The 25,461-nt window shown below is 63.0% G+C and carries 21 protein-coding genes; 12 read left to right on the top strand and 9 right to left on the bottom strand.

Annotated features, from left to right (window positions below; translation table 11 throughout):
* Positions 1-17: 17 nt before the first annotated feature.
* Together dnaG and ACZ5WT_RS01320 are read right to left on the bottom strand one after the other, a co-directional pair.
* Entirely contained in the window at positions 18-1,952 is a 1,935-nt protein-coding gene (dnaG, locus tag ACZ5WT_RS01315) for a DNA primase (protein WP_464285586.1), read from the bottom strand.
* Between the two features lie 71 nt (positions 1,953-2,023).
* The gene (locus ACZ5WT_RS01320; RefSeq protein WP_464285587.1) at positions 2,024-2,524 is read right to left on the bottom strand and encodes an HdeD family acid-resistance protein; all 501 of its coding nucleotides are present in this window, start codon (positions 2,522-2,524) and stop codon (positions 2,024-2,026) included.
* Between the two features lie 238 nt (positions 2,525-2,762).
* Here ACZ5WT_RS01320 and ACZ5WT_RS01325 point away from each other — a divergent pair, with 238 nt between their 5' ends.
* Together ACZ5WT_RS01325 and ACZ5WT_RS01330 are read left to right on the top strand one after the other, a co-directional pair.
* Entirely contained in the window at positions 2,763-3,941 is a 1,179-nt protein-coding gene (locus ACZ5WT_RS01325; RefSeq protein WP_464285588.1) for an MFS transporter, read from the top strand.
* Positions 3,942-4,057: 116 nt separating this feature from the next.
* Entirely contained in the window at positions 4,058-5,203 is a 1,146-nt protein-coding gene (locus ACZ5WT_RS01330; RefSeq protein ID WP_464285589.1) for a GGDEF domain-containing protein, read from the top strand.
* Between the two features lies 1 nt (position 5,204).
* Here ACZ5WT_RS01330 and ACZ5WT_RS01335 read toward each other — a convergent pair whose 3' ends face one another.
* On the bottom strand, positions 5,205-5,660 hold the full coding sequence (locus tag ACZ5WT_RS01335) for a GatB/YqeY domain-containing protein (protein WP_464287135.1): 456 nt from the start codon (positions 5,658-5,660) through the stop codon (positions 5,205-5,207).
* A gap of 242 nt (positions 5,661-5,902) precedes the next feature.
* Here ACZ5WT_RS01335 and carA point away from each other — a divergent pair, with 242 nt between their 5' ends.
* Complete coding sequence (carA, locus tag ACZ5WT_RS01340) at positions 5,903-7,108, top strand: glutamine-hydrolyzing carbamoyl-phosphate synthase small subunit (protein WP_464285590.1); 1,206 nt, start codon at positions 5,903-5,905, stop codon at positions 7,106-7,108.
* Positions 7,109-7,169: 61 nt separating this feature from the next.
* Here carA and ypfJ read toward each other — a convergent pair whose 3' ends face one another.
* The gene (ypfJ, locus tag ACZ5WT_RS01345) at positions 7,170-8,102 is read right to left on the bottom strand and encodes a KPN_02809 family neutral zinc metallopeptidase (protein WP_464285591.1); all 933 of its coding nucleotides are present in this window, start codon (positions 8,100-8,102) and stop codon (positions 7,170-7,172) included.
* Positions 8,103-8,913: 811 nt separating this feature from the next.
* Here ypfJ and ACZ5WT_RS01350 point away from each other — a divergent pair.
* The 6 genes from ACZ5WT_RS01350 to clpS all read left to right on the top strand — a co-directional run bounded on the left by ACZ5WT_RS01350 (position 8,914) and on the right by clpS (position 15,199).
* Entirely contained in the window at positions 8,914-10,890 is a 1,977-nt protein-coding gene (locus ACZ5WT_RS01350; protein WP_464285592.1) for a bifunctional 2',3'-cyclic-nucleotide 2'-phosphodiesterase/3'-nucleotidase, read from the top strand.
* A gap of 68 nt (positions 10,891-10,958) precedes the next feature.
* A complete protein-coding gene (locus ACZ5WT_RS01355) occupies positions 10,959-11,948 on the top strand; it encodes a ribonuclease T2 family protein (RefSeq protein WP_464285593.1) in 990 nt (329 codons plus the stop codon).
* Between the two features lie 87 nt (positions 11,949-12,035).
* A complete protein-coding gene (locus ACZ5WT_RS01360) occupies positions 12,036-12,779 on the top strand; it encodes an ABC transporter ATP-binding protein (protein WP_464285594.1) in 744 nt (247 codons plus the stop codon).
* On the top strand, positions 12,776-14,308 hold the full coding sequence (locus ACZ5WT_RS01365; protein WP_464285595.1) for a permease: 1,533 nt from the start codon (positions 12,776-12,778) through the stop codon (positions 14,306-14,308). Before ACZ5WT_RS01360 ends, ACZ5WT_RS01365 begins: the two co-directional genes overlap by 4 nt.
* Positions 14,309-14,318: 10 nt before the next feature.
* The gene (locus ACZ5WT_RS01370; protein WP_464285596.1) at positions 14,319-14,786 is read left to right on the top strand and encodes an N-acetyltransferase family protein; all 468 of its coding nucleotides are present in this window, start codon (positions 14,319-14,321) and stop codon (positions 14,784-14,786) included.
* Positions 14,787-14,893: 107 nt separating this feature from the next.
* Positions 14,894-15,199: an ATP-dependent Clp protease adapter ClpS gene (gene clpS, locus ACZ5WT_RS01375; RefSeq protein ID WP_464285597.1), complete on the top strand. Its 306-nt coding sequence runs from the start codon at positions 14,894-14,896 to the stop codon at positions 15,197-15,199.
* Between the two features lie 3 nt (positions 15,200-15,202).
* Here the strand turns inward: clpS and ACZ5WT_RS01380 are convergent, their stop codons facing one another.
* The 3 genes from ACZ5WT_RS01380 to ACZ5WT_RS01390 all read right to left on the bottom strand — a co-directional run bounded on the left by ACZ5WT_RS01380 (position 15,203) and on the right by ACZ5WT_RS01390 (position 17,048).
* Positions 15,203-15,475: a DUF2277 domain-containing protein gene (locus ACZ5WT_RS01380; protein WP_464285598.1), complete on the bottom strand. Its 273-nt coding sequence runs from the start codon at positions 15,473-15,475 to the stop codon at positions 15,203-15,205.
* Between the two features lie 74 nt (positions 15,476-15,549).
* Positions 15,550-16,104 carry a hypothetical protein gene (locus tag ACZ5WT_RS01385; RefSeq protein WP_464285599.1) on the bottom strand — a complete coding sequence of 185 codons (555 nt, stop codon included), beginning with the start codon at positions 16,102-16,104 and terminating at the stop codon, positions 15,550-15,552.
* Between the two features lie 5 nt (positions 16,105-16,109).
* Complete coding sequence (locus ACZ5WT_RS01390; RefSeq protein ID WP_464285600.1) at positions 16,110-17,048, bottom strand: hypothetical protein; 939 nt, start codon at positions 17,046-17,048, stop codon at positions 16,110-16,112.
* Between the two features lie 254 nt (positions 17,049-17,302).
* On the opposite strand from ACZ5WT_RS01390, the gene ACZ5WT_RS01395 reads away from it, so the two are divergent.
* From ACZ5WT_RS01395 to catB, 3 genes are all read left to right on the top strand, one after another.
* A complete protein-coding gene (locus ACZ5WT_RS01395; RefSeq protein WP_464285601.1) occupies positions 17,303-18,388 on the top strand; it encodes a helix-turn-helix transcriptional regulator in 1,086 nt (361 codons plus the stop codon).
* 231 nt (positions 18,389-18,619) lie between these two features.
* Positions 18,620-21,931: a carbamoyl-phosphate synthase large subunit gene (gene carB / locus ACZ5WT_RS01400; RefSeq protein WP_464285602.1), complete on the top strand. Its 3,312-nt coding sequence runs from the start codon at positions 18,620-18,622 to the stop codon at positions 21,929-21,931.
* 279 nt (positions 21,932-22,210) lie between these two features.
* Entirely contained in the window at positions 22,211-22,837 is a 627-nt protein-coding gene (gene catB, locus ACZ5WT_RS01405; RefSeq protein WP_464285603.1) for a type B chloramphenicol O-acetyltransferase, read from the top strand.
* A 35-nt stretch (positions 22,838-22,872) separates the two neighbouring features.
* Here catB and ACZ5WT_RS01410 read toward each other — a convergent pair whose 3' ends face one another.
* Both ACZ5WT_RS01410 and ACZ5WT_RS01415 read right to left on the bottom strand, forming a co-directional pair.
* Positions 22,873-24,138, bottom strand: coding sequence for a lipopolysaccharide biosynthesis protein (locus ACZ5WT_RS01410; protein ID WP_464285604.1), 1,266 nt, complete (start codon positions 24,136-24,138; stop codon positions 22,873-22,875).
* A 34-nt stretch (positions 24,139-24,172) separates the two neighbouring features.
* Positions 24,173-25,342, bottom strand: a complete 1,170-nt coding sequence (locus ACZ5WT_RS01415; RefSeq protein WP_464285605.1) for a GNAT family N-acetyltransferase — start codon at positions 25,340-25,342, stop codon at positions 24,173-24,175.
* Positions 25,343-25,461 lie beyond the last annotated feature (119 nt).

Consider the following 25,461-nt stretch of genomic DNA (forward strand, 5'->3'; position numbering starts at 1 on the left):
CCTTTAGAGTCTGCTCTCTAAAAGCTGCGTGTCGCGCGTCCCGATAACGAACCAAATCCTTCGATCAATGCCTCTGTGCCATCGACAGTGGTAATCTGGTTCTTGATGTCCCGCAGCCTTTCAAAGGTTTCTTCGCTCGGGTCTTCGCCCAGCGCCGCTTCGGCTGCCTTGAGTTCCCTATTTAGCTGAACTTTCTTGTTATGCAAGGCCAGCGCGTGACTCAATCCGGTCTCGGCGTCGACCAAAGCGATCTCCGAGGCGATCTGCCACACGCCCTGGCGGTTGAGCAGATCATTCATCCGATCGAGCGCAGCCCCGTGCCCCCGGGCGCCGAGCGCTGCCTTGAGGTCATCGGCGGAGATGTCGTGATGGCGCACGACGAGGTTCATGATCTCGCCCATCACTTTTTGCGCAGCGGGGGTTTCAAAGTCGAGCGACGCCAGCGCCTCGAACTTTTCATCGACCAAAGCCGGGTGATTGACGAGGCTGAGGATGATCGCCGCCTCGCGCGGGGTCGCGTCGGCCATCGAGCCCGGTTTGAGCAGGCGTGAATTGCGCAAAGTGTCCGAAACCACCAGCCGCGGCGTGCCCTTGCCGGGATAGCCATAGGCGCCGCTCTGGCCGTAGCGCTGCTGTCCGCCGCGCGGCTCGAACCGGTTCTGGCGCACCGGCGCCAGGAAGGCGCGTAGTTTCTCGTCAAACGCCTGCGCGTAATGAAAGCGCACCGAGCTGTCCTGGATCGAATTGGCACGCTCGCGCAAACGGGCCTGCAGCGCCGCGCGCGCCTCCGGCGTCTCCGGAACCAGCCCGCCGGTCTCCATGCTCCAGACTACATCGGACAGGCTGCGTGCCCGATCGATCACATCGGCAAAGGCGCCACGCCCCTGCGCCTTGATCAGGTCATCAGGGTCCTGGCCTTCTGGCAGGGTAGCGATGCGCACCGTATAGCCCGGCTTGAGATGGGGCATCACGATATCGGCGGCGCGCTCGGCCGCCTTGAGTCCTGCCTTGTCGCCGTCGAAGCACAAAACAGGGTCCGGGGTCATCTGCCAGAGCATTTGCAGGTGCTCTTCGGTCATTGCCGTGCCGAGCGGCGCCACTGCCCCTTCAAAGCCCGCCATGACCGAGGCAATGACGTCGAGATAACCCTCAACCACGATGACCGTGCTGCCGTCCCGCGCCGCCTGCCGGGCCGCCTGCCCGTTATACAGCGTGCGGCGCTTGGAAAAGAGCTCGGTCTCTGGTGAGTTGAGATACTTGGCCGGAACGTCTGCCGACAGAGCCCGTCCGCCAAACGCAATCACGCGGCCGCGGAAATCGGTGATGGGAAACATCACGCGGTTGCGGAACCGGTCATAGGTCAGCGGGTCGCCATCGCGCGACGCCACAAGTCCGGTGTCGATCATGTCCTGCGCCGACACGCCGTTTTGCGCCAGATGCTCCTTGAGCCCGTTGCGACTATCTGGCGCGAAGCCGATGCGGAAGCGGGTCTGGCTCTGCAGGGTTACGCCACGGTCGAACAGGTAGCCGCGCGCTCGCGCGCCAATATTGTGCTGTAGTGCGGCTTCAAAGTACTTGGTCGCCAGTTCCATCACATCGATCAGCGTGCGACGTTCGGCCTCGCGCTTTTCGGCCCGCTCATCACGCGCCGGCATTGGCACGCCGGCCATGCCCGCGAGCTTTTCCACCGCCTCTGGGAAGCTCATCCCGGCCTTTTCGGTCAGGAACCGGAAGTGATCACCGGAGACCCCACAGCCGAAGCAGTGGTAGATGCCGCGCCGGTCGTCAGCATGAAAACTGGGACTTTTTTCGCCATGGAATGGGCAGCAGGCCCACATGTCGCCCTTGCCGGGCTGGCTCTTGCGCTTGTCCCACATGACGTGTTCGCCCACGACCTGCGTAATCGGCAGGCGTTGACGGATTTCATCCAGGAACTGGTCGGTAAAGCGCATGGGATGTACCTAGGCATTTAATGCGTCGACGTCACCCCATGCACGCACTTATCCCGGCTGTTCACAGGGCGTCAGGCGGTCCTGCTGCTCTGGTAGAGCTGCCATGCAAAGCCGAGCAGGCCGATCGCCAGGAACACCAGCAGGATGCCGCCGACAATCATGCCGGCCGAGGCGGCCAGCAGCGGGAAGAAAACCATCACCAACCCAAGCAGCACATACGCGATGCCCGAAAGGACCACCGGCCAGATCCGCACATAGAGGTCCCGCTCACGCCAGACCGTCACGATCTGAAACAGGCCGAAGAACAGCGCTCCAAGTCCGAACAGGGACGACCCGAAGCTTGCAACCATGACCGTCGCAAGGATCGGAAGGACCAGGATCATGATACCAATGAACAGTGACAGGACATGTCCGACGATATTGAGCCAGTAGTTCGGGCTGGTGCCGCCGCCAAAGGTCAGATTCCACAGCCCAAAGACGCCTTCGATAATCAGCATGATGCCCAGGGCCAGGACCATGACCGTCAGCGCATCCGTCGGCCAGATGATCGCGTAGATACCTGCCAACAACATGAACAGGCCTCGCAGGCCTGTCGCCAAAGCAAATCGCTTCTTCGTATTCCCCGAAACTGCCATCCCGTCCCCTCCAAGGGTACTTGCCTCACACCAGCACCTTAACCGAGCCAGCAGCGCTGCCAAGTCACAGCTGGCTTTAGTTTTTCTATAGCCGGTCCGGCGTATTGTTCATTGCAGTGCGGGGCGAACGGTGCTCTTAACCCGCCTTTACCGAGGTCCGCGTCGGCGGTTTATTATGTCCCTACCCCTTTTCGCATTGTTTCTGGCTGCCTTCGCTTTCGGCACGGCCGAGTTCGTTATCGCCGGAGTTTTGCCCGACGTCGCCACGGGGCTGGGCGTCTCGATCCCGATCGCCGGCTATCTGGTGACGGGATATGCCATCGGTATCGCCATAGGCGGGCCCCTGATCGCCGTCGCCACCAAAAAAATGCCGCGCAAGACCTTAATTCTGCTGCTGGGCGCCGCCTTCACGATCGGGCAGGTCCTGTGCGCCATCGCGCCCAATTTCGAGCTGCTGCTCGCTGCGCGCGTCTTCGTTTCGGTTCTGCACGGCACCTATTTTGGCATCGCGGCCATCGTCGCGGTAAGCTTGGTGCCGGCCGAAAAACGCGGTTTTGCCGTAGCGCTCATCCTCTCGGGCCTCACAGTTTCCAATATTCTGGGTGTTCCGGCCGGCACCGCCATCGGTACGGCATTCGGCTGGCGCGCGACTTTCTGGGGTGTGGCCGCTTTGGCGCTTGTCGCAACCCTGGCCGTTGCTGCCTTCATGCCCTCGCGCAGCGAAGAGACCGGCACCAGCGGCAGCTTCCGGCGCGAGTTCAAGGCGCTGGCCCGCCAGCAGATCGTGACGTCGCTGATCATCGTCATCCTGGTGATGATCGGTCAGTACAGCCTGTTCACCTATATCGCGCCCCTGCTGCTCGAAGTGACTGGCCTTGAAGAAGGCGCCCTCCCCTGGGTCCTGCTGCTTTATGGCGTTGGCTCGACGATCGGCGTGTTCATCGGCGGCCGGCTGGCCGACTGGAAGCTGATGCCCTCGCTGATCGGCATCCTCTGCGTGCAGACGGTGGGCTTCCTCGCCGTTTACTTTGTCAGCCCCTACCCCGTCGTCATGGCCATTGCCGTGGTTTTCTGGGGCGGCATGAACTTTGCCTTTGGCTCGCCGGTGCAGTCGCGCGTACTGGCCTGGGCGGGCGATGCCCCCAATCTCGCGTCGGCGCTCATCCCCGCCGGTTTCAATATCGGCATCGCCATCGGCGCCATTCTGGGCGGAACCCTGCTGGCAAACGGGTTTGGCTATCAGAACCTCGCCCTGATCGGCACCGCGTCGCTGGCTGTCGCCCTGCTAGTCGCCATCTATTCGTTCTGGCTGGAGCGCCGTACCGAAGGCATAGTCGGGCAGCCGGCAGAGTAAGGCAGGCGACCAAGTAACGATTTGGTCACTATCAAGTATCTAAGTCCAGAACCGCAACACTTCGTTCCGCCGAATGCTCCATACTGGGGCCAGCCCGGAAAACTGCGGAACCGACGATGATAGACAACGCCACTTTGTTAATTGCGGTTGGCTTCTCGGGCTGCACTTTGCTGGTCACCCTGCTGATCAACTGGATGCAGGACCGGAAAGACGCCTATCTGGTAAGCTGGGTCAGCGGCATGGCGTTTGCCATGATCGGCTTGGCTATTCTGGGCCTGCGTGGCGACCGCTTCGACCTCGCGATACAGCTTCCAGCCTGGTCGTTTCTGATTCTTGCCATGGCGCTTATTTACGCTGCCGCGACCCAGTTCCGGCTGGGCCAGGCCAATCGCACCCTGGTCATCGGCCTTTGGCTCGGCACGACCATCGCCACCCTCACGCCACTGCTGATGGGCTACAATGGCCTGAGCCTCATCGCGCTCAACTTCTCCTGCGCCCTGTTCATCCTGCTTTCAGGCTACCAGTATCTGGCGATCCGCGCCGAAGCGCCGCTGCTGCTATCCACCAATGCCCTGATCTATGGCGTGACCGGCCTGTCGTTTGTAGCCTGCGGCGTCATACCGTTGATCGAAGGTCAGTTTGTGCTCGCCGCCCCACCGAATAACTGGGCCGAGCAGTTCAATTCGCTGATGAACATCATCGGCATCACCGGCATTGGCGCCCTCTCGCTGACGCTCAATCAGCTGCGCGCCACTCAACGCCATCGCGAGGAAGCACTGACCGATCAACTGACCGGCTTGCTCAACCGTCGCGCCCTGTTCGATCGCTTCGAGGCCGCCACCCTGCCCGCCGGCACCGCGGTATTGATGTTCGATATCGACCATTTCAAGCAGATCAACGATCGCCAGGGCCATGCCGCGGGCGACGCGGTGATCAAGCATTTCGCCGGGATCATCGGCAGGTCGGTTCGTCCCGAGGATCCCGTCGCCCGCATTGGCGGCGAGGAGTTCTGCGCCATCCTGCCGGTGATGAGCATCGACCAAGCCAAGGCGATCGCCGAGCGCATTCGATCCGATCTCGACAGCGGGCCCGTGCGCCTGCTCGGCGAGGCGCTGCATGCTACCGTGAGCGTCGGCGTTGCCACCAGCAACGAGGGCGAATCCTTTTCCTCGGTGCTCAGCCGCGCCGACGGCGCGCTCTACAAGGCCAAGGGCAACGGCCGCAATCGCGTCGACACCGCCTCCCTTCGCCTGATCGCCTGACCTAGCCGGCCAGCGCTGCGCGCACCTTGCCGCTGGCCTTGCCGAAGTCGATCCGGCCCGGATAGTCGACCTTGAGCTGCGCAATGACCTTGCCCATGTCCTTGGGGCCTTCGGCGCCGGTCGAGGCAATGGCGGCCACGATCGCTGCGTCAACTTCTTCCTCGGTCAGCCCCTTGGGCAGGAACTCGTTGAGGATGTCGATCTCTTCCTTTTCCACCGTCGCCAGATCGGCGCGGCCTGCCTGGGCGTAGATGGCAAAGCTCTCTTCGCGCTGCTTGACCATCTTCTGCACGATGGCCAGGATTTCCTCATTGGTCGCGGGGCCACGATTTTCAAGGCGGATGGCGATGTCCTTGTCCTTGATCGCGGCGGTGATCGCGCGGATCGTGGCTGTGCGCCGCTGATCGCGGGCCTTGAGGGCCAGTTTGAGCTCTTCGCTGAACTGTTCGCGCATGATGCTAGCCTTTTTCATTGGAGCTGATGCCATTGCGGCATCGTCACTCCGTTCGATAACGATCACGACCATTCTTGCATAGTCACGGGCGATAGTGGCGTTCGATCAAAAGCCACTCCGCTCTAAAAATTGCGTGCTGGCACCCTATATAAACGTAACATCACGGCCTTGGCACTTGCGCTGCCGTTCATGGGCTTCTAAAGGGAAGCCTCAATCGACATCATCGAAAACCCTGGAGACCCACCGTGACCGGCTGGCAACAATCCCCCGCGACCGCACTTCTGATCCTGGCAGATGGCACGCGTCTGGAAGGCCGCGGAATCGGTGCTATCGGTCATGCCGCTGGCGAAGTCTGCTTCAACACCACCATGACCGGCTACCAGGAAGTGCTGACCGACCCGTCCTATGCGGGCCAGATCATCACCTTCACCTTCCCCCATATCGGCAATGTGGGCACCAACGACGAAGACATCGAGACGGTCAACATGGCTGCTCTGTCCGGCGTCCGCGGTGTCGTGCTGAAGGCCGACATCACCAACCCGTCCAATTACCGCGCCGTTGAAAAGCTCGATGCCTGGCTCAAGAAGCGCAACATCATCGGCATCACCGGTATCGACACCCGCGCCCTGACCGCCCAGATTCGCGAGCATGGCATGCCGAACGGCGTCATCGCCCATTCCGATACCGGCCATTTCGACGAAGCCTCGATCAAGGCCGAGCTGGCGGCGTTCCCCGGCCTGGTCGGCCTCGACCTCGCCAAGGAAGTCACCACCGCCCAGACCTATCACTGGGACGAAACCAGCTGGGAATGGAACAAGGGCTACGGCAAGCTCGACAAGCCCGACTTCCACATCGTCGCAATCGACTATGGTGCCAAGCGCAATATCCTGCGTTGCCTCGCCGATCAGGGCGCCAAGGTAACCGTGCTGCCCGCGACGGCAACGGCCGCCGATGTGCTCTCGCACAATCCTGATGGCGTTTTCCTGTCGAACGGCCCTGGCGATCCGGCGGCGACCGGCGTCTATGCCGTGCCCACCATCCAGGCGCTGATGGAAACCGGCAAGCCGCTGTTCGGCATCTGCCTTGGCCACCAGCTGCTCGGCCGTGCGCTGGGCGCTACCACCTCGAAGATGCATCAGGGCCATCACGGCGCCAACCATCCGGTCAAGGATCTGACCACCGGCAAGGTCGAGATCACCTCGATGAACCACGGTTTTGCGGTCGACAAGGAATCCCTGCCCGCTGGCGTCGTCGAGACCCATATCTCGCTGTTTGACGGCTCCAATGCCGGCCTGAGCGTCGAAGGCAAGCCGATCTTCTCGGTGCAGTACCATCCTGAGGCCAGCGCCGGCCCGCGCGACAGCCACTACCTGTTCACGCGGTTCCTGAACCACGTCCGCGCCCAGAAGGGCCTGGAACTGGTTCCCGAGCACGTCGCGCCTGCCGCCTAAGCGCTTCGATCCCAATTGAAAAGGCAGCCGAACCCAGGTTCGGCTGCCTTTTTGTTTTCAGTCAGACATTGCCTGAAAACGTGTCGCAGTCGCCCGGATTGCCCGTGGTGTAGCCGCGCTCGAACCACGTCTTGCGTTGCGCCGATGTGCCGTGATTGAAGGTCTTGGGCACGGCGAAGCCCTGCATGCGCTTCTGCAGCGTATCGTCGCCAATCTGCTCGGCGGCATTGAGGGCCTCTTCAAAGTCGCCATTGTCCAGCAGGTCTTCCTGGCCGGCATAATTGGCCCATACGCCCGCGTAACAATCGGCCTGCAACTCGACCCGCACCGAATATGCGTTGGCCTGCTCCTGGCTCATGCTGGCGCGGCGCTGGTTGAAAGCGGGCAGCACGCCGGTGATATTCTGGACGTGGTGGCCCACTTCATGCGCCAGCACATAGGCCTGGGCAAAGTCGCCCGGCGCCCCGAACTGGTCCCGCAGCTGATCGTAGAAGGTAAGGTCGATATAAACCTTCTGATCGCCCGGGCAATAAAACGGGCCGGTGCTCGAATCGGCCGCACCACAGGCGGTATTCACCTGATTGGTGAACAGCACCACGGTGGGCTCCGGATAGTCCTGGCCGCCCGACTGCTGGAACACTTCCGTCCACAGGTCCTCGGTTTCCTTGACGACGACGCCGACGAAATCGCGCAATTCGGCCTGCTCGCCCGTCGTCGGCACCTGGCTCGATGAACGCGAGGTCTGCGTGGATGTGGGATTGCCGCTCAGCAGATCGAGCGGGTTGGTGCCGGTGACGACCCAGATCAGGCCGAGCACCACGACGAGGCCGACAAGGCTGCCGATGCCGCCGCGCGAGCCACTGCCGCCCGTGGGAATGCGGATGCCCCCACCGCCCCGTCCGAACGGATTGCCGCCCATCCCGCCAAGTCCACCGCCGCCCTGTCCTCGCCGGTCATCGATGTTGGAACTCTGCTCACGTCCACGCCACTTCATTGAGGTCTTCTCCAGTTCCGCCCAACCTAGCAACAAGGCGAAGCGAAGCAAATCGGTTCCGTAGGACGTGACTTTGCACCGGACGGCCACTGGGCCCGACCGGTTTGGGAGATGCGGCATGCGGCGAGACGGGCCTCATGGTATTTTAAGTAGCGAGGCACGCCTCGCCGCATTGCGATGGGTTTTGTGGCAGGCGGAACCCCCGGTTGCGACAGGTGCATCCGCTCAACCCGAGACCAGCGCGAACCACGGTCTCCCCACCTGCCCCCACAAGCTGGCTCGCGCAGCCCCGCTGGTGTGGAAGGTAATCTGATAGTGGCATGAGCTTTTAGGGACGGGGATAAAGGGGACAAGTGGGGGCCATTGGCTCGCCAAATGCGGGGTCATCCCGGCCTTGAGCCGGGATCCATCCTGAGATGTGGGGAGCCGCGCGATCTCGAGATGGGCCCCGGCTCAAGGCCGGGTGACATGGTGGGTGGTGAGGGTTGGTGGCTATTTCCCAGGGCCGTAGAACACACCCGGTTCATTCCAGCGAAGGCCGGAAACCATGCCGTCCACCAATACGCTCGGGCTTGTGGGGTGCCGCTGATGGACGGTGGCGAGGGCCGCAACCGTCACAAATTGACCAGCCGGTCAAAACTTCATAGCGTCATGCCGCCGCCGTCATCCCAACGTCACCTGCGGGCGGCATGAGCATGCACGCTTCGTGACTGGAGCGAGAATTGCCGGGCCAGCTGGCCCATCACCCGGGAGCACCTATCGCCCCCGGCGTTTGGTTAGAAAAAACTGAACACTTCAGGGAGACGACCCAATGAACTTCTTGCCGAAGATCTCGCGGCGCACCTTTCTGGCGGGCTCCGCCAGTGTCGGCGCCATGGCGGCCATGCACCCCTTTGCGGCGCTGGCCCAGTCCAATCAGGCCCACCTGCGCCTGATGGAGACCACCGACCTGCATGTCGCCGTGTTCCCCTATGACTATTATGCCGACGCCCCCAACGAAACCATGGGGCTGGCCCGGACCGCGTCGATCATCGAGGCCATCCGCGCTGAGGCCGGCAATTCGATGCTGCTCGACAACGGCGACATCATCCAGGGCAATCCGATGGGTGACTACATCGCTTACGAGAAGGGCCTCGAGGACAACGTTCACCCCATCATCGCGGCCATGAATACGCTGGGCTACGAAGCCGCCACGCTGGGCAACCACGAATTCAACTATGGCCTTGAATATCTCGACGCCGCGCTGGCCGGGGCAGACTTCCCCTTTGTGTCATCCAACCTGGTGCGCGGCGAACTGGCCGCCGACCCGCTTGGCGACACCACCTATATCGACCCCTACCTGATCGTCGAAAAAGAGCTGACCGACGGCTCCGGCGCGTCCAAGACCATCAAGATCGGCCTCATCGGCTTCCTGCCGCCGCAGATCATGACCTGGGACGCCGCGCACCTGACGGGCAAGGTCAACACGCGCGATATCGTCGAGACCGCCAAGGCCTACGTCCCGAAGATGAAAGAGGAAGGCGCCGATATCATCGTGGCCATGTCCCATTCCGGCATTGCTGCCGATCAGGGGCCGGGTGCCGAAAACGCCTCGCTGCAACTGGCAGCCGTGGATGGCATCGACGTAGTGTTGACCGGCCACCACCACCTGGTGTTCCCGGGCCCGGACTATGAGGGCATCGAAGGCGCCGACATCGCCGCCGGCACGCTGAGCGGCAAGCCCGCGGTTATGGCCGGGTTCTGGGGCTCGCATATGGGCCTCGTCGATCTGCTGCTCGAGCATGATGCCGACGGCAAGTGGAGCATCGTCTCGCACACTTCCGAAGCCCGCCCGATCTTCGAGCGCGTCGACGGCAAGGTGAAGGCCCTGGTGGCCGACGAAGCCGAAGTGGCCGCCGCCGCCCACGCCGACCACGACGAAACGCTGGAATATGTACGCCGCGCCGTGGGGGAAACCTCCGCCCCGCTGCACTCCTATTTCGCGCTCGTCGCCGATGATCCGTCGGTGCAGATCGTGAGCCAGGCCCAGACCTGGTACATCACGCAGATGATGAAGGGCACCGAGCGGGAAGGCCTGCCGATCCTGTCGGCCGCGGCCCCATTCAAGGCCGGTGGCCGTGGTGGCCCGGACTATTACACCGACGTGCCGGTGGGCCCGGTGGCGATCAAGAACGTCGCCGACCTCTATCTGTACCCCAACACCATCCAGGCGGTCGAAATCACCGGTGCCGACGTCAAGAACTGGCTCGAACGGTCGGCCGGAATTTTCAATCAGGTCGAGAAAGGCGCCAAGGACGCCGAACTCATCAACACTGACTTCCCGTCCTACAATTTCGACGTGATCGATGGCGTGACCTACAAGATCGACCTGACGCAGCCGTCGCGCTTCTCGGCGGATGGCAAGGCCGAGCCCAACCCGGACGCCAGCCGCATCGTCGACCTGATGTATGATGGCAAGCCGATCGACCCCGCGCAGAAGTTCATCGTCGCCACCAACAACTATCGCGCTGGCGGCGGCGGCTCCTTCCCGGGCATCGGCCCAGCCGTAACTGTGTTCAAGGGGCCCGATACCAACCGCGACATCATCGTGCGATTCATCGTCGAGAATGGCACGATCAACCCATCGGCCGACAGCAACTGGTCCCTCGCCCCGATTGGCGACACCACCGTGCTGTTCGCCACCGGCCCAAAGGCCGCGGAACATCTGGCCGACGTTACCGCGGTCAAGATCGAGGCAACCGGCGACACCAATGCCGACGGCTTCGGGCTCTATCGCATCGCACTCTGAGGCGGTTAGACTGGCAATCTGGCGGGGGAGCCTATAGGGCTCCCCTGTTGTTTTGTGGAGGAAGACGCATGCTGCGCTGGAAGCTGGCCCTCGCCACTCTCGTTCTGTCGGCCTTGCCTGCGCAGGCCGAGGTGGCGCTGAGCGGCTATTTCACCGCCACTTCCGCCTGCCCCGCCTATCAGTCGATCAACCGCCAGACCAATCCGGGTGGCGTGATGACAGTGCCCGGCCGGGCCTATGATCTGATCGCCGGCAATACCGACCGCCCCACCCATTTGTGGATCACCGTGCCCGGCGCGCAGCCTGAGCGGCGCTGGGTCTCCGTCGATTGCGGAACCCGCGCGACCGATGCGGAAGGCCAGGTGGCCGAACCAGCCCCGACTGTTCCCGCGCCGACCTATCGCGGCACGCAGTATATCCTGGCGGTCAACTGGCAACCCGCCTTCTGCGAAACCAGCCCGAACAAGCGCGAGTGCCGGACCCAGACCGCCGACAGTTTCGAGGCGACCAATTTCACCCTGCATGGTCTGTGGCCGCAGCCCCGCGACCGGGCCTATTGCAATGTCACGCCAGCCGAACGGCGCGACAGCGAGACCGGCTATTGGCGCGACCTGCCGCCGGTGCGGTTGAGCGCTGGCCTGCGCGACGAACTCGACGAGGTGATGCCCGGGGCCATCTCGCAACTCGATCGCCACGAGTGGATCAAGCACGGCACCTGCTACGGCACGTCGCAGGAGGAATACTACGCCGACGCGCTCGACATGATGCTGGCCCTGAACACCTCGGCGGTGGCAGAGCTGTTCGCGGGCAATATCGGGCGCAAGATTACCCTGCGGCAGGTGCGCGAGGCCTTTGATGCCTCGTTCGGACGCGGCGCGGGGGAGCGGGTGCGCATGGCCTGCGCGCCTGACGGCAACCGCACCATCATCACCGAACTGACCATTGGCCTGACCGGCGAAATCACCGGCCCCGACGATTTCGGCAGGCTGATTGCGGCGGCCAGCCCCACTGAAGGCGGCTGCAATTCCGGCATGGTGGACCCGGTGGGCCTGCGCTAGGGCTTACCGGAATCTTAACGCTGCCGCTTCACTGGCGCGAAAGGCATGGTGGGCTAGGCTGGCGACACTTTCTGCTGGAGCCATGCCATGACGGTCCCTGCCCTCGCCATTTCCCGCCTGAGCAAGAGTTTTGACCGGCCCGTGGTGGCCGACCTGGACCTGACCATCAAGGCAGGCGAGTTCTATGCCCTGCTCGGCCCCAATGGGGCGGGCAAGACGACCATCTTGCGCATGGTCGCGGGGCTGTTGCAGCCCGATGGCGGCGACATCTCCATCTTTGGCATCGACGCGCGGCGCGATCCGATCGCGGGCAAGCGCATCGTCGCCTGGGTATCGGACGAGCCGATGGTCTATGATCGGCTGACCCCGCTCGAATATCTCGAATTCGTCGCGGGGCTCTGGCAGATCGACAGCCGGCAGGCGGAAGCCAAGGCCAATGAGCTGATCGACTGGCTGGGCCTGCGGCCCCATGCCAACGAGCTGTGCGGCGGCTTTTCCAAGGGCATGCTGCAAAAGGTGGCGCTGGCGGGAGCGCTGGTGCACGATCCGCAGCTGATCATCCTCGATGAACCGCTGACCGGACTCGACGCGGGTTCGGCCCGGCAGGTCAAGGACGTGTTGCTGGGCAAGGTGCGCGATGGCGTCACCGTGATCATGACCACCCACATTCTCGAAGTCGCCGAGCGAATGGCCGAGCGCATCGGGGTAATCAGCCATGGCCGGCTGATCGCCGAAGGCACTCTGGCGGAGCTCCGGACCCGCATTGGCCGGGAATCCAGCCTTGAAGACATCTTCCTCGATCTCGTGGCAGAGGGCACCGAAGCCGCATGAGGTTCGCACCGGCATCGCTGAGCTGGTTCGCCCGGCACGAACTCAATCTCGCCTGGCGCGAATGGGTCGCCATGATGACGGGGGGGCGTCGCACGCGCGGCGTTGGACTCGCGATCTTCCTCGCCATCGTGGTGGCGCTGCTGCACCTGATGGCCTATGGGCTCGTTGCTCCATGGGTTCAGCACGGCATTGTCCCGGACAAGGCGACCATGGTGATGCTGACCGGGACCGGGGCCCTGTTCTGGACCGTGATGCTGTCGCAGGCGCTGGAGTCGGTGACGCGGGTCTATTACGCCCGCTCCGATCTCGACCTGATCCTATCGTCGCCCGCCTCCTCGCGGCGGCTATTCGCGGTGCGAACGGGCGCGGTCGCGCTGTCGACCATCGTGCTGACGACTCTCCTCGCCAGTCCGCTGATCAATATGCTGGCCATTCTGGACGGTGCCAGATGGCTGGCCGCTTATGGCGTGCTGGCGGCGCTGGGAGCCCTGTCGACTGCCATTGCCGTCGGCATCACTATTGCCCTGTTCCGCATCGTCGGACCCAAGCAGACCCGGCTGATCGCGCAGATCGTGGCTGCCGTGGTGGGGGCTGGCTTCGTCATCGGCATCCAGGCCGCCGCGATCATCTATTACGGCAACATGTCCCGGTTCCAGCTGTTCCAATCGGCCGACGTGATCGCTGCTGCACCCAACCTGGGAAACCTGCTCTGGTTGCCCGCCAAGGCCGCCATGGGCGAGATTCCGGCGCTGCTGGCAGTGCTCGCCGTGGGCCTCGGAGCACTGGCCATCACCATCGCCGGCACAGCGTCCAGCTATGGTCATCACGCCATATCGGCAGCGGGCCTGAACCACATTCGCAGTCAGCGCCGCCCCTCCGCCCGGCCCTTTCGGCCAGTCTCGCAGCGCCAGGCCCTGCGCCTCAAGGAATGGCGGCTCCTGCAGCGCGATCCGTGGCTGATGTCACAGACGCTGATGCAAATCCTCTACCTGGTGCCGCCTGCCCTGTTGATGTGGATGAACTTTGGCAGCAGCGCCGGAGCTTTCGTCGTCGTGGTGCCGGTGCTGGTCATGGCATCGGGACAACTGGCGGGCGGGCTCGCCTGGCTGGCCATATCGGGCGAGGACGCACACGATCTGGTCGTGACGGCGCCGGTTTCGCCGCGCACCGTGCTCGTTGCCAAGATCGAGGCTGTGCTGACGGTGATCGGCGTGGTGCTGACACCACTCCTGCTGCTGATGGCCCTGTCATCGTGGCAGATGGCGCTCATTACTGCCCTGTGCGCCGCGCTGTCCGCAGGGTCGGCCACTGCAATTCAGCTGTGGTTCCGTGTGGTCGCCAAACGGTCGATGTTCCGCCGCCGTCAGGTCGCGTCGCGCGCCGCCACGCTCAGCGAAGCCTTTGCCTCGATCATGTGGGCAGGCACCGGGGCGCTGATGGCTGCAGAATCCTGGCTGGCCATTGCGCCGGCCATCGTGGCACTCTTGGTGCTCGGACTGGCAAAGCTGATTTCCCCACGCCGGCCGTGAAGAGACCCAGATGACGACCCTGACCTATCGTGATGCAACGCCGGCCGACATCAAGACGATCCTGACGCTCAGCCATGCCGGCGACGCCCGCGGCAAGGACACGCCACCGCTCGATCCGGCAACCCTCGATGACCCGCGCTATCGCTCCGCTTTTGAAGTAATCGACGCCGATCCCCGTCAGCGGCTGATCGTCGCCGAACGGAATGGCGAAGTGGTCGGCACGCTTCAGATCAGCACCGTACCCGGCCTCAACCAGTTTGGCATGACGCGCGGCCTGCTCGAAAACGTGCACATACGGGCCGACCAGCGCGGCACTGGCCTTGGCACCGAAATGGTCCGCTGGGCGATCGAAGTATGTCGCCAGAGCGGCTGTGGCATGGTGCAGCTGACCTCCAACAAGGTCCGTCTCGACGCGCACCGTTTCTATGAAAAGCTGGGCTTCGCCAAGAGCCACGAGGGCTTCAAGCTCAAGCTCTGAGCACGCTGCAACAGACCGCGAGGCTCTTGACCCGCGCCAGCCAGGTTGCCACGCTGTCGAATGGAGCCGCGGCTCGTTCCGCGCTTCCCTTCGCCGTGGAGGCGAGCATGAACGATACCAGCACCAAAAATCGCACCGAGACCGTGCCCAAGATTGCCCGGCCTCCGCTGCACAAAGTCATCCTGCTGAACGATGACTATACGCCGCGCGAATTCGTCGTGGCGCTGCTCAAGGCCGAGTTCCACGTGCCCGAAGCGCAGGCCAACATGATCATGCTGACCGCCCATACCAAGGGTGTCTGCGTGGTGGCGGTGTTTACTCGCGAAATTGCCGAAGAAAAAGCCAAGCGCGCCACCGACTTCGCCCGCCAAAGCGGCTTTCCGCTGCTGTTTAGCACGGAGCCGGAAGAGTAGGCATCAGGCCGTGCCGTAGCGCAGCCGCGCTTTGGCCTGCGCCCTTGCAGCCACCTCTTCGCGGTCGCGCGGCGGAGCATGGGTCTCAAGCGAGGCCAAAAGCTTGCGCACCGCCCGCTCGACCTCCTCCACCGCATCGTGAAAGGCCGCCTCGTTGGCCCGCGACGGCGCGTTGTATCCCGAAATCTTGCGCACGAATTGCAGCGCCGCATCGTGCATCTCGTTGCCGGTAGCGGGTGGCTCAAAATTGAACAGCGGCTTGATATTGCGGCACATGGGTCGTCTCCTGGCACTTGCCCGGCCAGTTTACACGCGCGCCCGATCCCCAACCAGAGTTTCGGCCAGACATGTTATTGCGGTCGCGGCAGCGGGAAGACCTGGGGGCGCGGTGCTTCCGGCGGCTTGGCAGGAGGCTCCGGCACCGGCTCGGCCTCGCTGGCGGGCGCCAGCGGACCACCCTCGGAGATATCCAGCGACAAACCGGTCAGCTTCCAGCTGCGATCGACCGGCGCGAACAGCATGTCGAAATGGACCTGCGCCGGCACAGAGGGAAAAAATCCAGCCATGTGCAGCATGCCATTTTCCAGCCGCGGCATCAGCGTTAGCTGTGGCTCGATGACCAAAACTCCACCCAGATCGAGCTTTTCCGCACGGTGGGCGGAAAACGCCTCGGCCAGCACGGCAGCATTGTTGCGCTGGAAGCCTGGTGCTCCGAGCTCGCGCAGCACGGTGTAATTCCCGGTCTTGTTGGCATGATCAAGCGCGACGAGGGAGGAGCGCACCAGCATCAGCACGCCGTTTCGATCAATATCGTAGGGCTGGACCTGAGCCGCCGTTTCCTGAGCCCGCACCCCGGCGCTCAGTAGTGTCAGCGCCAGCACGGCTGGCAGGATTTTCCATCTCATGGCAGCTAGAATTCGCCGGACAGGCCGAGCCGAGCGGCATGGCTGTCGCCGCCGCCATAGGAATAGCCGCCCGAAAGCACCAAGGGCATGGACGTTTCAAACCGGTAGGCCAGCGAACCGCCGAATGCCGTAGCGCCGTTGAAGTGACCGACATTCATCCCCCACGCCATCCGGCCCGGCGCCGACGGCACCGCCGGCGCGGACATGGCTATTGCGGCGGCGATGCCCTGTCGTGCTTCGGTTTGCACCGCAGTGACCCGCCCGTCGAGCGCCGCAATCTGCGCGGCCTGCCCGTTCACGGCGCTCATGGTGTTGAGCATGTCCTGCGTGCTGAACAGGGACGTGGCCACGTTCCCATTGGCGTCAGATGTGACTAGGCGAGTATCACCCACCTGCTGCGCGCGGCTCGCCGCGCTGGCGATGCCGGCCAGAGAGTAGGTCTGCGATGCATCGCCGATCACCACCTGGTTGGCGCGGCTCGTCTGGACCCCGGCCCCGATTGCTATGGAGTTGGTGTGCGCCGCATCGGCGCCCGCACCCAGCGCGATTGCGCCATCGGTGCGCGCCATGGCCAGCGTACCGATAGCCACGCTATTGTTCACCGTAGGCAGACCCAGGAAACGGTTGGCCTGAAAACCCAGTGCAACATTGCCTGTCCCGACAAACGCCTGCCCAGCCTGGGTTCCGATTGCCGTGTTGCTGTCGCCCTGCGCAAGTGCTCCTGCGCCAAAGCCAACGTTTGTCGAGTTGTTGCCGTCCGCCCCGGCTCCCGCACCGTAGCCTATGTCCGCTCGCCCAGTGCCACTACTACTGAAACCAGCGTTGACACCGCAAGAAAAGCTTAAGGCATCCGGCGCCTCCGCGCCGCCGACACCAATACCGGCCATCAAGCAAACCTCGCCGGCAGACGCCGGCGACCACGCCAGCAGGAACAGCACCAGCATCGCCGCCCCCGACGATGCCGGCGATGCCCAGTCGCTCCAACTGTACCGACCTCGGTTGAAACTTGAGTATTCCACCACGTGCCCCTACGCAGGCTCCCAAGGACGCCTATCACAGGCTGCCGTGAATGCTTGCTGGCGCATAGTCATCAAATGATGACTCTCGTAGCGATCAACACAGCCTTGCCAGGCTGGCTGGACATGAATTGTAACAACCGGCAAAGTCGACAGCTAAACCCCCGCTTACGGGAGCAGCCATGGCTGACGATTTACTGGATCGCATCTATGATGCCGCGTTTGCACCGGACCTGTGGCAACAAATCATCGAAGATTTGAGCGTTCTTTCCAATGCTGCTTCGGGAAATTTGATCATATTTGATGACATCAGGCCGGTGATCCGTGTTGGGACCGGGCTGTCGCAGGCCGCGCTCGAGAGCTTCAGCCAGAGCACCTGGCGCCAGGGCACCCGCATCCAGCATTTCCGCGCCCATCCCTTCACCGGTTTCGTCAGTGCTCGCCAGTATTTCGATTATGAGTCCGATCAGCCCTCGCCCGAACTGCGCCTTTGGCAGCAACAGGGGCTGGGTGACCAACTCGGCACGATGATCGATACCGCCTCGGGCGAAATCGCCGTCTTTGCCTTTGACCGGATGGCCAGTTCGGGGCCTTTCGAGCGGCGGGATATCAAAGCGCTGGACGGCATCTACCCGCACCTGGCCAGGTCGGTCGACATTGCCTCGCGCCTCGGCAGCGTCCGGGCGGAAGCCAGTATTGCCGCATTGTCGGCACTGGGTCTGAGCGCGGCGCTTTTCACGGCCGACGGCCGCATGGTGCAGGCGACGCCGATGTTCGAGGCCCGCACCGACCTGTTCCGCGCTGGCACATCAGATCGGCTTGTCCTCTATGATCCGGGCGCACAGGCCAAATTGCAGCAAGCCATGCTCTCGGCGAACGAGCCGGATATGCGGCGGGGCCTCACCATCGCTTTGCCGCCCCAGCCGTCAGGCAAGCGGATCGCCATGCAGCTGCTGCCCCTGCGCCGTGTCGCTAGTGAAATGTTTGCCGGTGCGGCCTTTTTCCTCGTGGTCACCACACTCTCCGATCCCAGTGCCGTCGCCGCCACCGAGGCCGTGGCCCTTTTGCTCGGGCTGACGCCCGCCGAAGCGCGGCTGGCCACCGGCCTTGCCAAGGGCAAATCCTTGCGAGCCATTGCGGCCGAAATGAACATCAGCTTCAGCTCGGCCCGGACCTATCTGGCCCGAATCTTCCTCAAGACCGACACGCGGACGCAAAGCCAGATGGTGGCCCTGGTCAAATCCATTCCTGCACCCGCTTCGGGCTGAAACCTGCGCAAGCCGACCTGTCATGGCAGCGGCGGCCAAAAAACGCATGGCTGGAAGCGCCGGAGTGGGGTTTCCTTTCGCGATTATCTCCGTTAGACAGCCCTCTTAACCACCATGTCTGAACCTACCACCGCCCAGCAGCGCTCAGTTGCCGTGCGGTTTGCTGCGAGACAGGTGCTGTCCGGGCGATTCTTCCTGTCGCCCTCTGTCTGCAACAGTTGAGCGAGTCCCATGCCAAAACGTACCGACATCAAATCGATCCTCATCATCGGTGCGGGTCCGATTATCATCGGGCAGGCATGCGAGTTCGACTATTCGGGCACTCAGGCATGTAAAGCGCTGAAGGAAGAGGGCTACCGGATCATTCTGGTGAACTCCAACCCCGCCACCATCATGACCGACCCTGATCTGGCCGACGCGACCTACATGGAGCCAATCACTCCGGAAGTCGTCGCCAAGATCATCGAAAAGGAACGTCCCGACGCACTGCTGCCGACCATGGGTGGCCAGACGGCCCTCAACTGCGCGCTCTCGCTGCGCAAGATGGGCGTGCTGGAGAAGTTCGGCGTCGAGATGATCGGCGCCACCGCCGAAGCCATCGACAAGGCCGAAGACCGCGAGCTGTTCCGCGACGCGATGAAGAAGATCGGGCTGGAAACGCCCCGCTCCATGCTGGCGCACAACGCGATCGAAGCCCTGCAGGCGCTCGAAGTGATCGGCCTGCCCGCCATCATCCGCCCCTCGTTCACCCTGGGCGGCACCGGCGGCGGCATTGCCTATAACCGCGAAGAATATCTGGCCATCTGCGAAAGCGGCATCGACGCCTCCCCCACCAACGAAGTGCTAGTGGAAGAAAGCGTGCTCGGCTGGAAAGAGTACGAAATGGAAGTTGTCCGCGACAAGAAGGACAACTGCATCATCATCTGCTCGATCGAGAACATCGATCCGATGGGCGTCCATACCGGCGACTCCATCACCGTCGCGCCGGCCCTGACGCTGACCGACAAGGAATATCAGATCATGCGCGACGCCAGCCTGGCTGTGCTGCGCGAGATCGGCGTCGAAACCGGTGGCTCGAACGTGCAGTTCGGCATCAACCCGGCAGACGGCCGCATGGTCGTGATCGAAATGAACCCGCGCGTGTCGCGCTCTTCGGCGCTGGCCTCCAAGGCCACCGGCTTCCCGATCGCCAAGGTCGCGGCGCGTCTGGCTGTCGGCTACACCCTCGACGAACTGGACAACGACATCACCGGTGGCATGACCCCGGCCTCGTTCGAGCCCACCATCGACTATGTCGTCACCAAGATCCCGCGCTTTGCCTTCGAGAAGTTCCCCGGCTCGGACAACCGTCTCACCACCTCGATGAAGTCGGTCGGTGAAGCCATGGCCATCGGCCGCACCTTCCAGGAATCGCTGCAGAAGGCCTTGCGCTCGCTCGAAACGGGCCTGACCGGCCTCAACGAGATCGGCATTCCCGGCCTCGGCGAAGGCGATGACAAGAACGCCATCAAGGCGGCCCTTGGCACCCCGACCCCCGATCGCCTGCTGCATGTTGCCGAGGCCATGCGCCTGGGCGTGAGCAACGAAGACATTTTCGAAGCCTGCAAGATCGACCCCTGGTTCCTCGAGCAGATGCGCGGCATCGTCGACATGGAAGCCAAGGTGCGTGAATTCGGCCTGCCGCAGGACGCGCAAAACCTGCGTTCGCTCAAGGCCATGGGCTTCTCCGACAAGCGTCTGGCTCAGTTGGCCAACCTCAAGCCGTCCGACGTGCGCAAGCTGCGTCACGATCTCTCGGTGCGCCCGGCCTACAAGCGCATCGACACTTCGGGTGCCGAATTCGCTTCGCCGACGGCTTATATGTACTCGACCTATGAGGCCCCCTTCGCCGGCGAAGTCGCCAATGAAGCGCGTCCGAGCGATCGCAAGAAGGTCGTGATCCTCGGCGGCGGCCCGAACCGTATCGGTCAGGGCATCGAGTTCGATTATTGCTGCTGCCATGCCGCCTTCGCGCTGGCTGAAGCTGGCTATGAAACCATCATGGTCAACTGCAATCCCGAAACCGTCTCGACCGACTACGACACTTCGGACCGCCTCTATTTCGAGCCGCTGACCGAAGAAGACGTGATCGAAATCCTGATGACGGAAAAGGAAAACGGCACCCTGCATGGTGTCATCGTGCAGTTCGGCGGCCAGACCCCGCTGAACCTTGCCGAAGCCGTGCTGAAGGCTGGCGTACCGATCCTGGGCACCCAGCCCGACGCCATCGACCTGGCCGAAGACCGCGACCTGTTCTCCAAGCTTCTCAACAAGCTGGAACTGACCCAGCCCAAGAACGGCATTGCCTATTCGCTGGAGCAGGCTCGCCTGGTTGCGGAACGCCTCGGCTACCCGCTGGTCATCCGTCCGTCCTATGTGCTGGGCGGCCGCGCTATGGCGATCGTGCACTCGGCCAACGAGTTCGAACGCTATGTACAGGACACCCTGACCGGCCTCGTGCCGCCCGATATCCTGCAGCGCTACCCCAACGACCGGACCGGCCAGATCAACTCGGTCCTCAGCGACAACCCGCTGCTGTTTGACGGCTACCTCTCGGGCGCCACCGAAATCGACGTCGACGCATTGTGCGATGGCAAGGACGTGTTCGTTGCCGGCATCATGGAGCATATCGAAGAGGCCGGCATTCACTCCGGCGACTCCGCCTGCTCGCTGCCGACCCGCACGCTCTCGCCCGAAGTGCTGGAAGAACTCAAGCGTCAGACCACCGAGCTCGCCTTCGCGCTCAAGGTCGGCGGCCTGATGAACGTGCAGTATGCCTACAAGGACGGCGTGATCTACCTGCTCGAAGTCAACCCCCGCGCCTCGCGCACGGTGCCCTTCGTTGCCAAGGTCATCGGCCAGCCCATCGCCAAAATCGCCTCGCGGATCATGGCCGGTGAGAGCCTTGCCAGCTTCGGCCTCGTCGAACGCAAGTTCGACCACATCGCTGTCAAGGAAGCCGTATTCCCGTTCAACCGCTTCCCCGGCGTTGACACGGTGCTTGGCCCGGAAATGAAGTCGACCGGCGAAGTCATCGGCCTCGACGTCGATTTCGCCATGGCCTTCGCCAAGTCGCAGATGGGTGCGGGCTCCAAGGTTCCGCAGTCCGGCGCTGCCTTCATTTCGGTGCGCGATGCGGACAAGCCCCTCATCGTCGACATGGCCCGTCATCTGGTCGAAGGCGGCTTCACCATCCTGGCGACCGGCGGCACCCAGAAGTACTTGGTCGAGAACGGCATTGCCGCGACCAAGATCAACAAGGTGCTCGAAGGCCGTCCGCATATCGTGGACTCGATGAAGAATGGCGGCGTGCAGCTGGTGATCAACACCACCGACGGGCTCAAGTCGATCAGCGACAGCCGTGACCTGCGTCGCACTGCGCTCTACGCCAAGATCCCTTACTACACGACCATCGATGGCGCGCTTGCCGCTGTTGAAGGCATCGTGGCGCTTCAGAAGGGGAGCCTGGTGGTTCGCCCGCTGCAGGCCTACTTCGCGGCCTGATCGCCCGAGCCAATCGCCAAAATAGCAACGGCCCACGGACATGTTCCGTGGGCCGTTTTTGTTTTCAGTTGGACAGGAGCGGTTCCGGCCACTAGGTTTCGGCCACCATGAAGAGTGCAGACTGTACCACCTCGATAGCATTCCTGCGCGCCTGACACGCGCCGAGGGAATGCCCTGACCGGCCCGCCGGGCACCTTTGCACGCCTGGAATCCGGCTCATTCCGTACATTCTGAAATACTCGGCCGCCACCGACGCGGCCAACCTTCATGTGAGCTACCATGCCAAATTACTTCGAAAGCCCGTTCAAGGGCATTCCGCTCGACCAGCAGGTCACCAATCCCAACATCATCGTCGGGGCCTACAGCTATTACTCGGGCTACTATCACGGCCACAGCTTCGATAACTGCGCCCGCTATCTGCTGCCTGATGACGACGCCGACAAACTGGTGATCGGCAGCTATTGCTCGATCGGGTCCGGCGCCGCCTTCATCATGGCTGGCAACCAGGGCCATAGGAACGATTGGATCAGCACGTTTCCCTTTGCCTTCGTGCCGGAGGAGCCCGGCTTCGCGGACGCGCGCAACGGCTATATGTCGGCCGGCGATACTGTGATCGGCAACGATGTCTGGATCGGTTCCGAGGCCATCATCATGGCGGGCGTCACAATCGGGCATGGTGCCGTCATCGGCACTCGTGCGCTGGTCACAAAGGATGTCGAGCCCTATGCCATTGTCGGTGGCAACCCGGCCAAGCTCATCCGCAAGCGCTTCAATGAGGCAGAGATCGCGATGCTGCTGGAGATGGCATGGTGGGACTGGCCCATCGAGCGGCTGTCACGCGCAATGGCGCTCATGACCAGCGGGGATATCACGGCGCTGCACGACTTCTGGCGCGCCGAAGTCTGACCCAATCGCAGAGGCGTCCGGTATTCCTGGGCGCCTCACGCCGGCCGCAGGCGTGGCAGGCCGAATGCGATGATGCGCAACCCTTCGACCCGGCCCAGCACAACGATCAGCGCTGCCGTGCGGCAAGCCATGGCCGACGCAGTGGCAATGGCGGCCCCCAGCATGCCCAGGGACGGCACCAGCAGGAGGCACAGTACCACTGTCATCGCCAGCACACAGAGGCCGATAGCAAGGCCTTCGCGCTGCCGGCCGGCAACAATCAGCACCTCACCGGCCTGCCCGGCCATAGCGCGAACCACCATGCCCAGCCCAAGCACGATCATCACCCCCTGCCCCTCGACATAGTCCGGTCCGAAAGCGGCGAGCAGAAATGGGCCGACCAGCAGCGTCGCGCCAACCGACAAGAGCGTCGCCCAGAAGGTGAGCCGCGTGCTCTGCAGCACGCTGTTCTGCAACTGCGCCCGCGACCGGCCGGCCAGATCGAGGGCGAAACGGCGTCCCGCAACCAGCGTCATCGCATAGGCCACGAACCCGGCCAGCGCCAAGGTGCGCGCCGCTGCGAAATACACGCCAACGGCCTCTGGCCCCGCGATCAGGCTAAGCAACAGAACGTCGGCGTAGCTGGTAAGGTCTTCGAGACCCGACAGCAGGAGCAGTGGCAGGGATGCCATCAGCCACAGCCGCCTCTGCGAACGCGACGCGGGGGACAGGTCACCTTCCGTCATCCGTCGAATGCGCCGTGCGACAAGCAGGCCAAGCCCTGCCGTCACCAGCGCCATGGTCCCGATGAGAACGCCTCCGATTACCGGCAGCGTGAGTGCCACTCCGCTGCTGGCCAGGGCCACGCAGGTCGCGCCGATGACGATGGGCCGGATGATATAGACCGGCACTGCGGCCAGCCGGAACCAGCCAAAACTGCGCGCGACGCCTTCGAGATAATACTCCATGGCAAGGAAGGGCAGCCCAAGGGCCACCAGCAGAACAGTCAGCCCCACCCCATCGACGGGACCGAAGCCCAGCACGAGCATGGAAGACAGCAGAGCAAGCAAGCCGCTCGCGCCAAGCACTACGATCAGGCCGAAGCGCCAAAACGAGCAGATATGGGTCAGCCGCCCCCGAAGGTGGTAGCGGGGCAGAAAGCGGACGCTGGACTCGGCAAAGCCCAACGCGGCGAAGCTTCCCAACGCCAGCATCCAGGTCCAGAGGGTGACAAAACCGCCATACCCGTTGACAGTCATTACCCGAGCGAGCAGCACCTGCAGGCCAAACACCAGCCCCGCGCCAGCCACGCGGATGAGCAAAGCTAAGACCGCATCAAATGTGCTGCCGCGCCCGTCAGACATAGAGCAGTAGACAGAGGGCGCTTCGCAGGAAAATGCTCGCCCGTTGTTGCAACTCGGGCAACCTGTTGCGAAGTCGCTTGATGGCCGGACGCACCCGCGGCAGCCAGGCCGAGGCGTAGAGCTCGCCCTTCCAGTTCAAGGCCTTGGCACGGCAGGTGACTGCGATCGAGCGGCTGCTCCAGCTTTTCTTGTAATCGGCCGCATTGGTCAGCAGATCATAGGTGGCAATGCCCCGATCGATCAGCCAACACACTGTCATGTCCATCTGGACCTTGCCGGGGGACAGATCGCGAAGCTGCCAATCGAACCCACCCATATAGGCGTAGTAGTGCCCCTTGCGGAGGAAACCCAACTCTATGGCGACCGGCTCGCCACCGACCCGCAGGACTGAGAGGCAAGCGCCCGAATCCGTTGCGCCGTCGCCAGTGAGGCTGGCCAGAAAACGGTCGAAATTACCCATGGCGAAACCGGAACTATACAGTCCCAATTCCTCGAGCCATTGCTGTTTCATCTCGGCGCAGCGCATGACCAGCGACCCAAACGATGGATCCGACGGCCAGACCACGGAGAAATCCAGGGTGCCAAGGCGTGCCAAATGGTTGCGCCGACGGTTGCGATTGCGCTTCTGCAGCTTGCCCAATTGCTCGGTGTAGTCTTCAGCGGAGGCATAGCCAGACAGGTCGAGTATGGAGGCGGTATCTCCCGCGCCACCAATGATCGCGATGTCGCCGAGCGCCCGCGCCAACAGGCTGTCCTCTGGGACAGAACGGAAAACAGCCACATCGCCGCCCGACCGATCGAGCGCCAGTTGCACCATCGGCATCAGGTCACGCTCGACCTGAACACTGGGGTCAGCCAGAAGCCCGCAATATTGGCTATGGGGTCCGCCCAGCGTCTTGAGACGACTGATCCCGCCACTACGGCTTATGACCAGCGGCCAGACGGCGATCATGCTGTCGCCTCGCCACAGCGTGGTGATGTGGGGCTCGTTCCGGCCGCCATCGTCGTATTGTGCGACCCAGTTGCGGCACCAGTCATAGCTTTGAAAGTAGGCCATTGGATCGGTGGAACGACGCTCAAGCGCCCGCCATTGATCGGCAACCGCCTCGATCTCTTCGAGACTGCCGAGAATCCGACTCACCGTATCCGCGCTCGCCAGCATCTGCTCCCCGCCAATTCCCGCGCGCCGATGCTAGCGGCAAGTATTGAAGAAGTTCTTGCGCGACACATTAAACAAAACATTCTCGATACGTGCCACCGTCCGATGTGGATCAGGTATTG

Source organism: Devosia sp. T2-14, from assembly GCF_055397495.1.

What these genes read in the sequence shown, in the direction of transcription:
- ACZ5WT_RS01330 (WP_464285589.1), top strand. Translation starts at nt 4,058, where the DNA reads ATGATAGACAACGCCACTTTGTTAATTGCGGTTGGCTTCTCGGGCTGC.
- ACZ5WT_RS01385 (WP_464285599.1), bottom strand. Translation starts at nt 16,104, where the DNA reads ATGAGATGGAAAATCCTGCCAGCCGTGCTGGCGCTGACACTACTGAGC.
- clpS (WP_464285597.1), top strand. Translation starts at nt 14,894, where the DNA reads ATGAACGATACCAGCACCAAAAATCGCACCGAGACCGTGCCCAAGATT.
- ACZ5WT_RS01390 (WP_464285600.1), bottom strand. Translation starts at nt 17,048, where the DNA reads ATGCTGGTGCTGTTCCTGCTGGCGTGGTCGCCGGCGTCTGCCGGCGAG.
- catB (WP_464285603.1), top strand. Translation starts at nt 22,211, where the DNA reads ATGCCAAATTACTTCGAAAGCCCGTTCAAGGGCATTCCGCTCGACCAG.
- ACZ5WT_RS01355 (WP_464285593.1), top strand. Translation starts at nt 10,959, where the DNA reads ATGCTGCGCTGGAAGCTGGCCCTCGCCACTCTCGTTCTGTCGGCCTTG.
- ACZ5WT_RS01320 (WP_464285587.1), bottom strand. Translation starts at nt 2,524, where the DNA reads ATGTTGTTGGCAGGTATCTACGCGATCATCTGGCCGACGGATGCGCTG.
- ACZ5WT_RS01370 (WP_464285596.1), top strand. Translation starts at nt 14,319, where the DNA reads ATGACGACCCTGACCTATCGTGATGCAACGCCGGCCGACATCAAGACG.
- ACZ5WT_RS01360 (WP_464285594.1), top strand. Translation starts at nt 12,036, where the DNA reads ATGACGGTCCCTGCCCTCGCCATTTCCCGCCTGAGCAAGAGTTTTGAC.
- ACZ5WT_RS01350 (WP_464285592.1), top strand. Translation starts at nt 8,914, where the DNA reads ATGAACTTCTTGCCGAAGATCTCGCGGCGCACCTTTCTGGCGGGCTCC.
- ypfJ (WP_464285591.1), bottom strand. Translation starts at nt 8,102, where the DNA reads ATGAAGTGGCGTGGACGTGAGCAGAGTTCCAACATCGATGACCGGCGA.
- ACZ5WT_RS01325 (WP_464285588.1), top strand. Translation starts at nt 2,763, where the DNA reads ATGTCCCTACCCCTTTTCGCATTGTTTCTGGCTGCCTTCGCTTTCGGC.
- dnaG (WP_464285586.1), bottom strand. Translation starts at nt 1,952, where the DNA reads ATGCGCTTTACCGACCAGTTCCTGGATGAAATCCGTCAACGCCTGCCG.
- ACZ5WT_RS01395 (WP_464285601.1), top strand. Translation starts at nt 17,303, where the DNA reads ATGGCTGACGATTTACTGGATCGCATCTATGATGCCGCGTTTGCACCG.
- ACZ5WT_RS01380 (WP_464285598.1), bottom strand. Translation starts at nt 15,475, where the DNA reads ATGTGCCGCAATATCAAGCCGCTGTTCAATTTTGAGCCACCCGCTACC.
- ACZ5WT_RS01415 (WP_464285605.1), bottom strand. Translation starts at nt 25,342, where the DNA reads ATGCTGGCGAGCGCGGATACGGTGAGTCGGATTCTCGGCAGTCTCGAA.
- carB (WP_464285602.1), top strand. Translation starts at nt 18,620, where the DNA reads ATGCCAAAACGTACCGACATCAAATCGATCCTCATCATCGGTGCGGGT.
- ACZ5WT_RS01365 (WP_464285595.1), top strand. Translation starts at nt 12,776, where the DNA reads ATGAGGTTCGCACCGGCATCGCTGAGCTGGTTCGCCCGGCACGAACTC.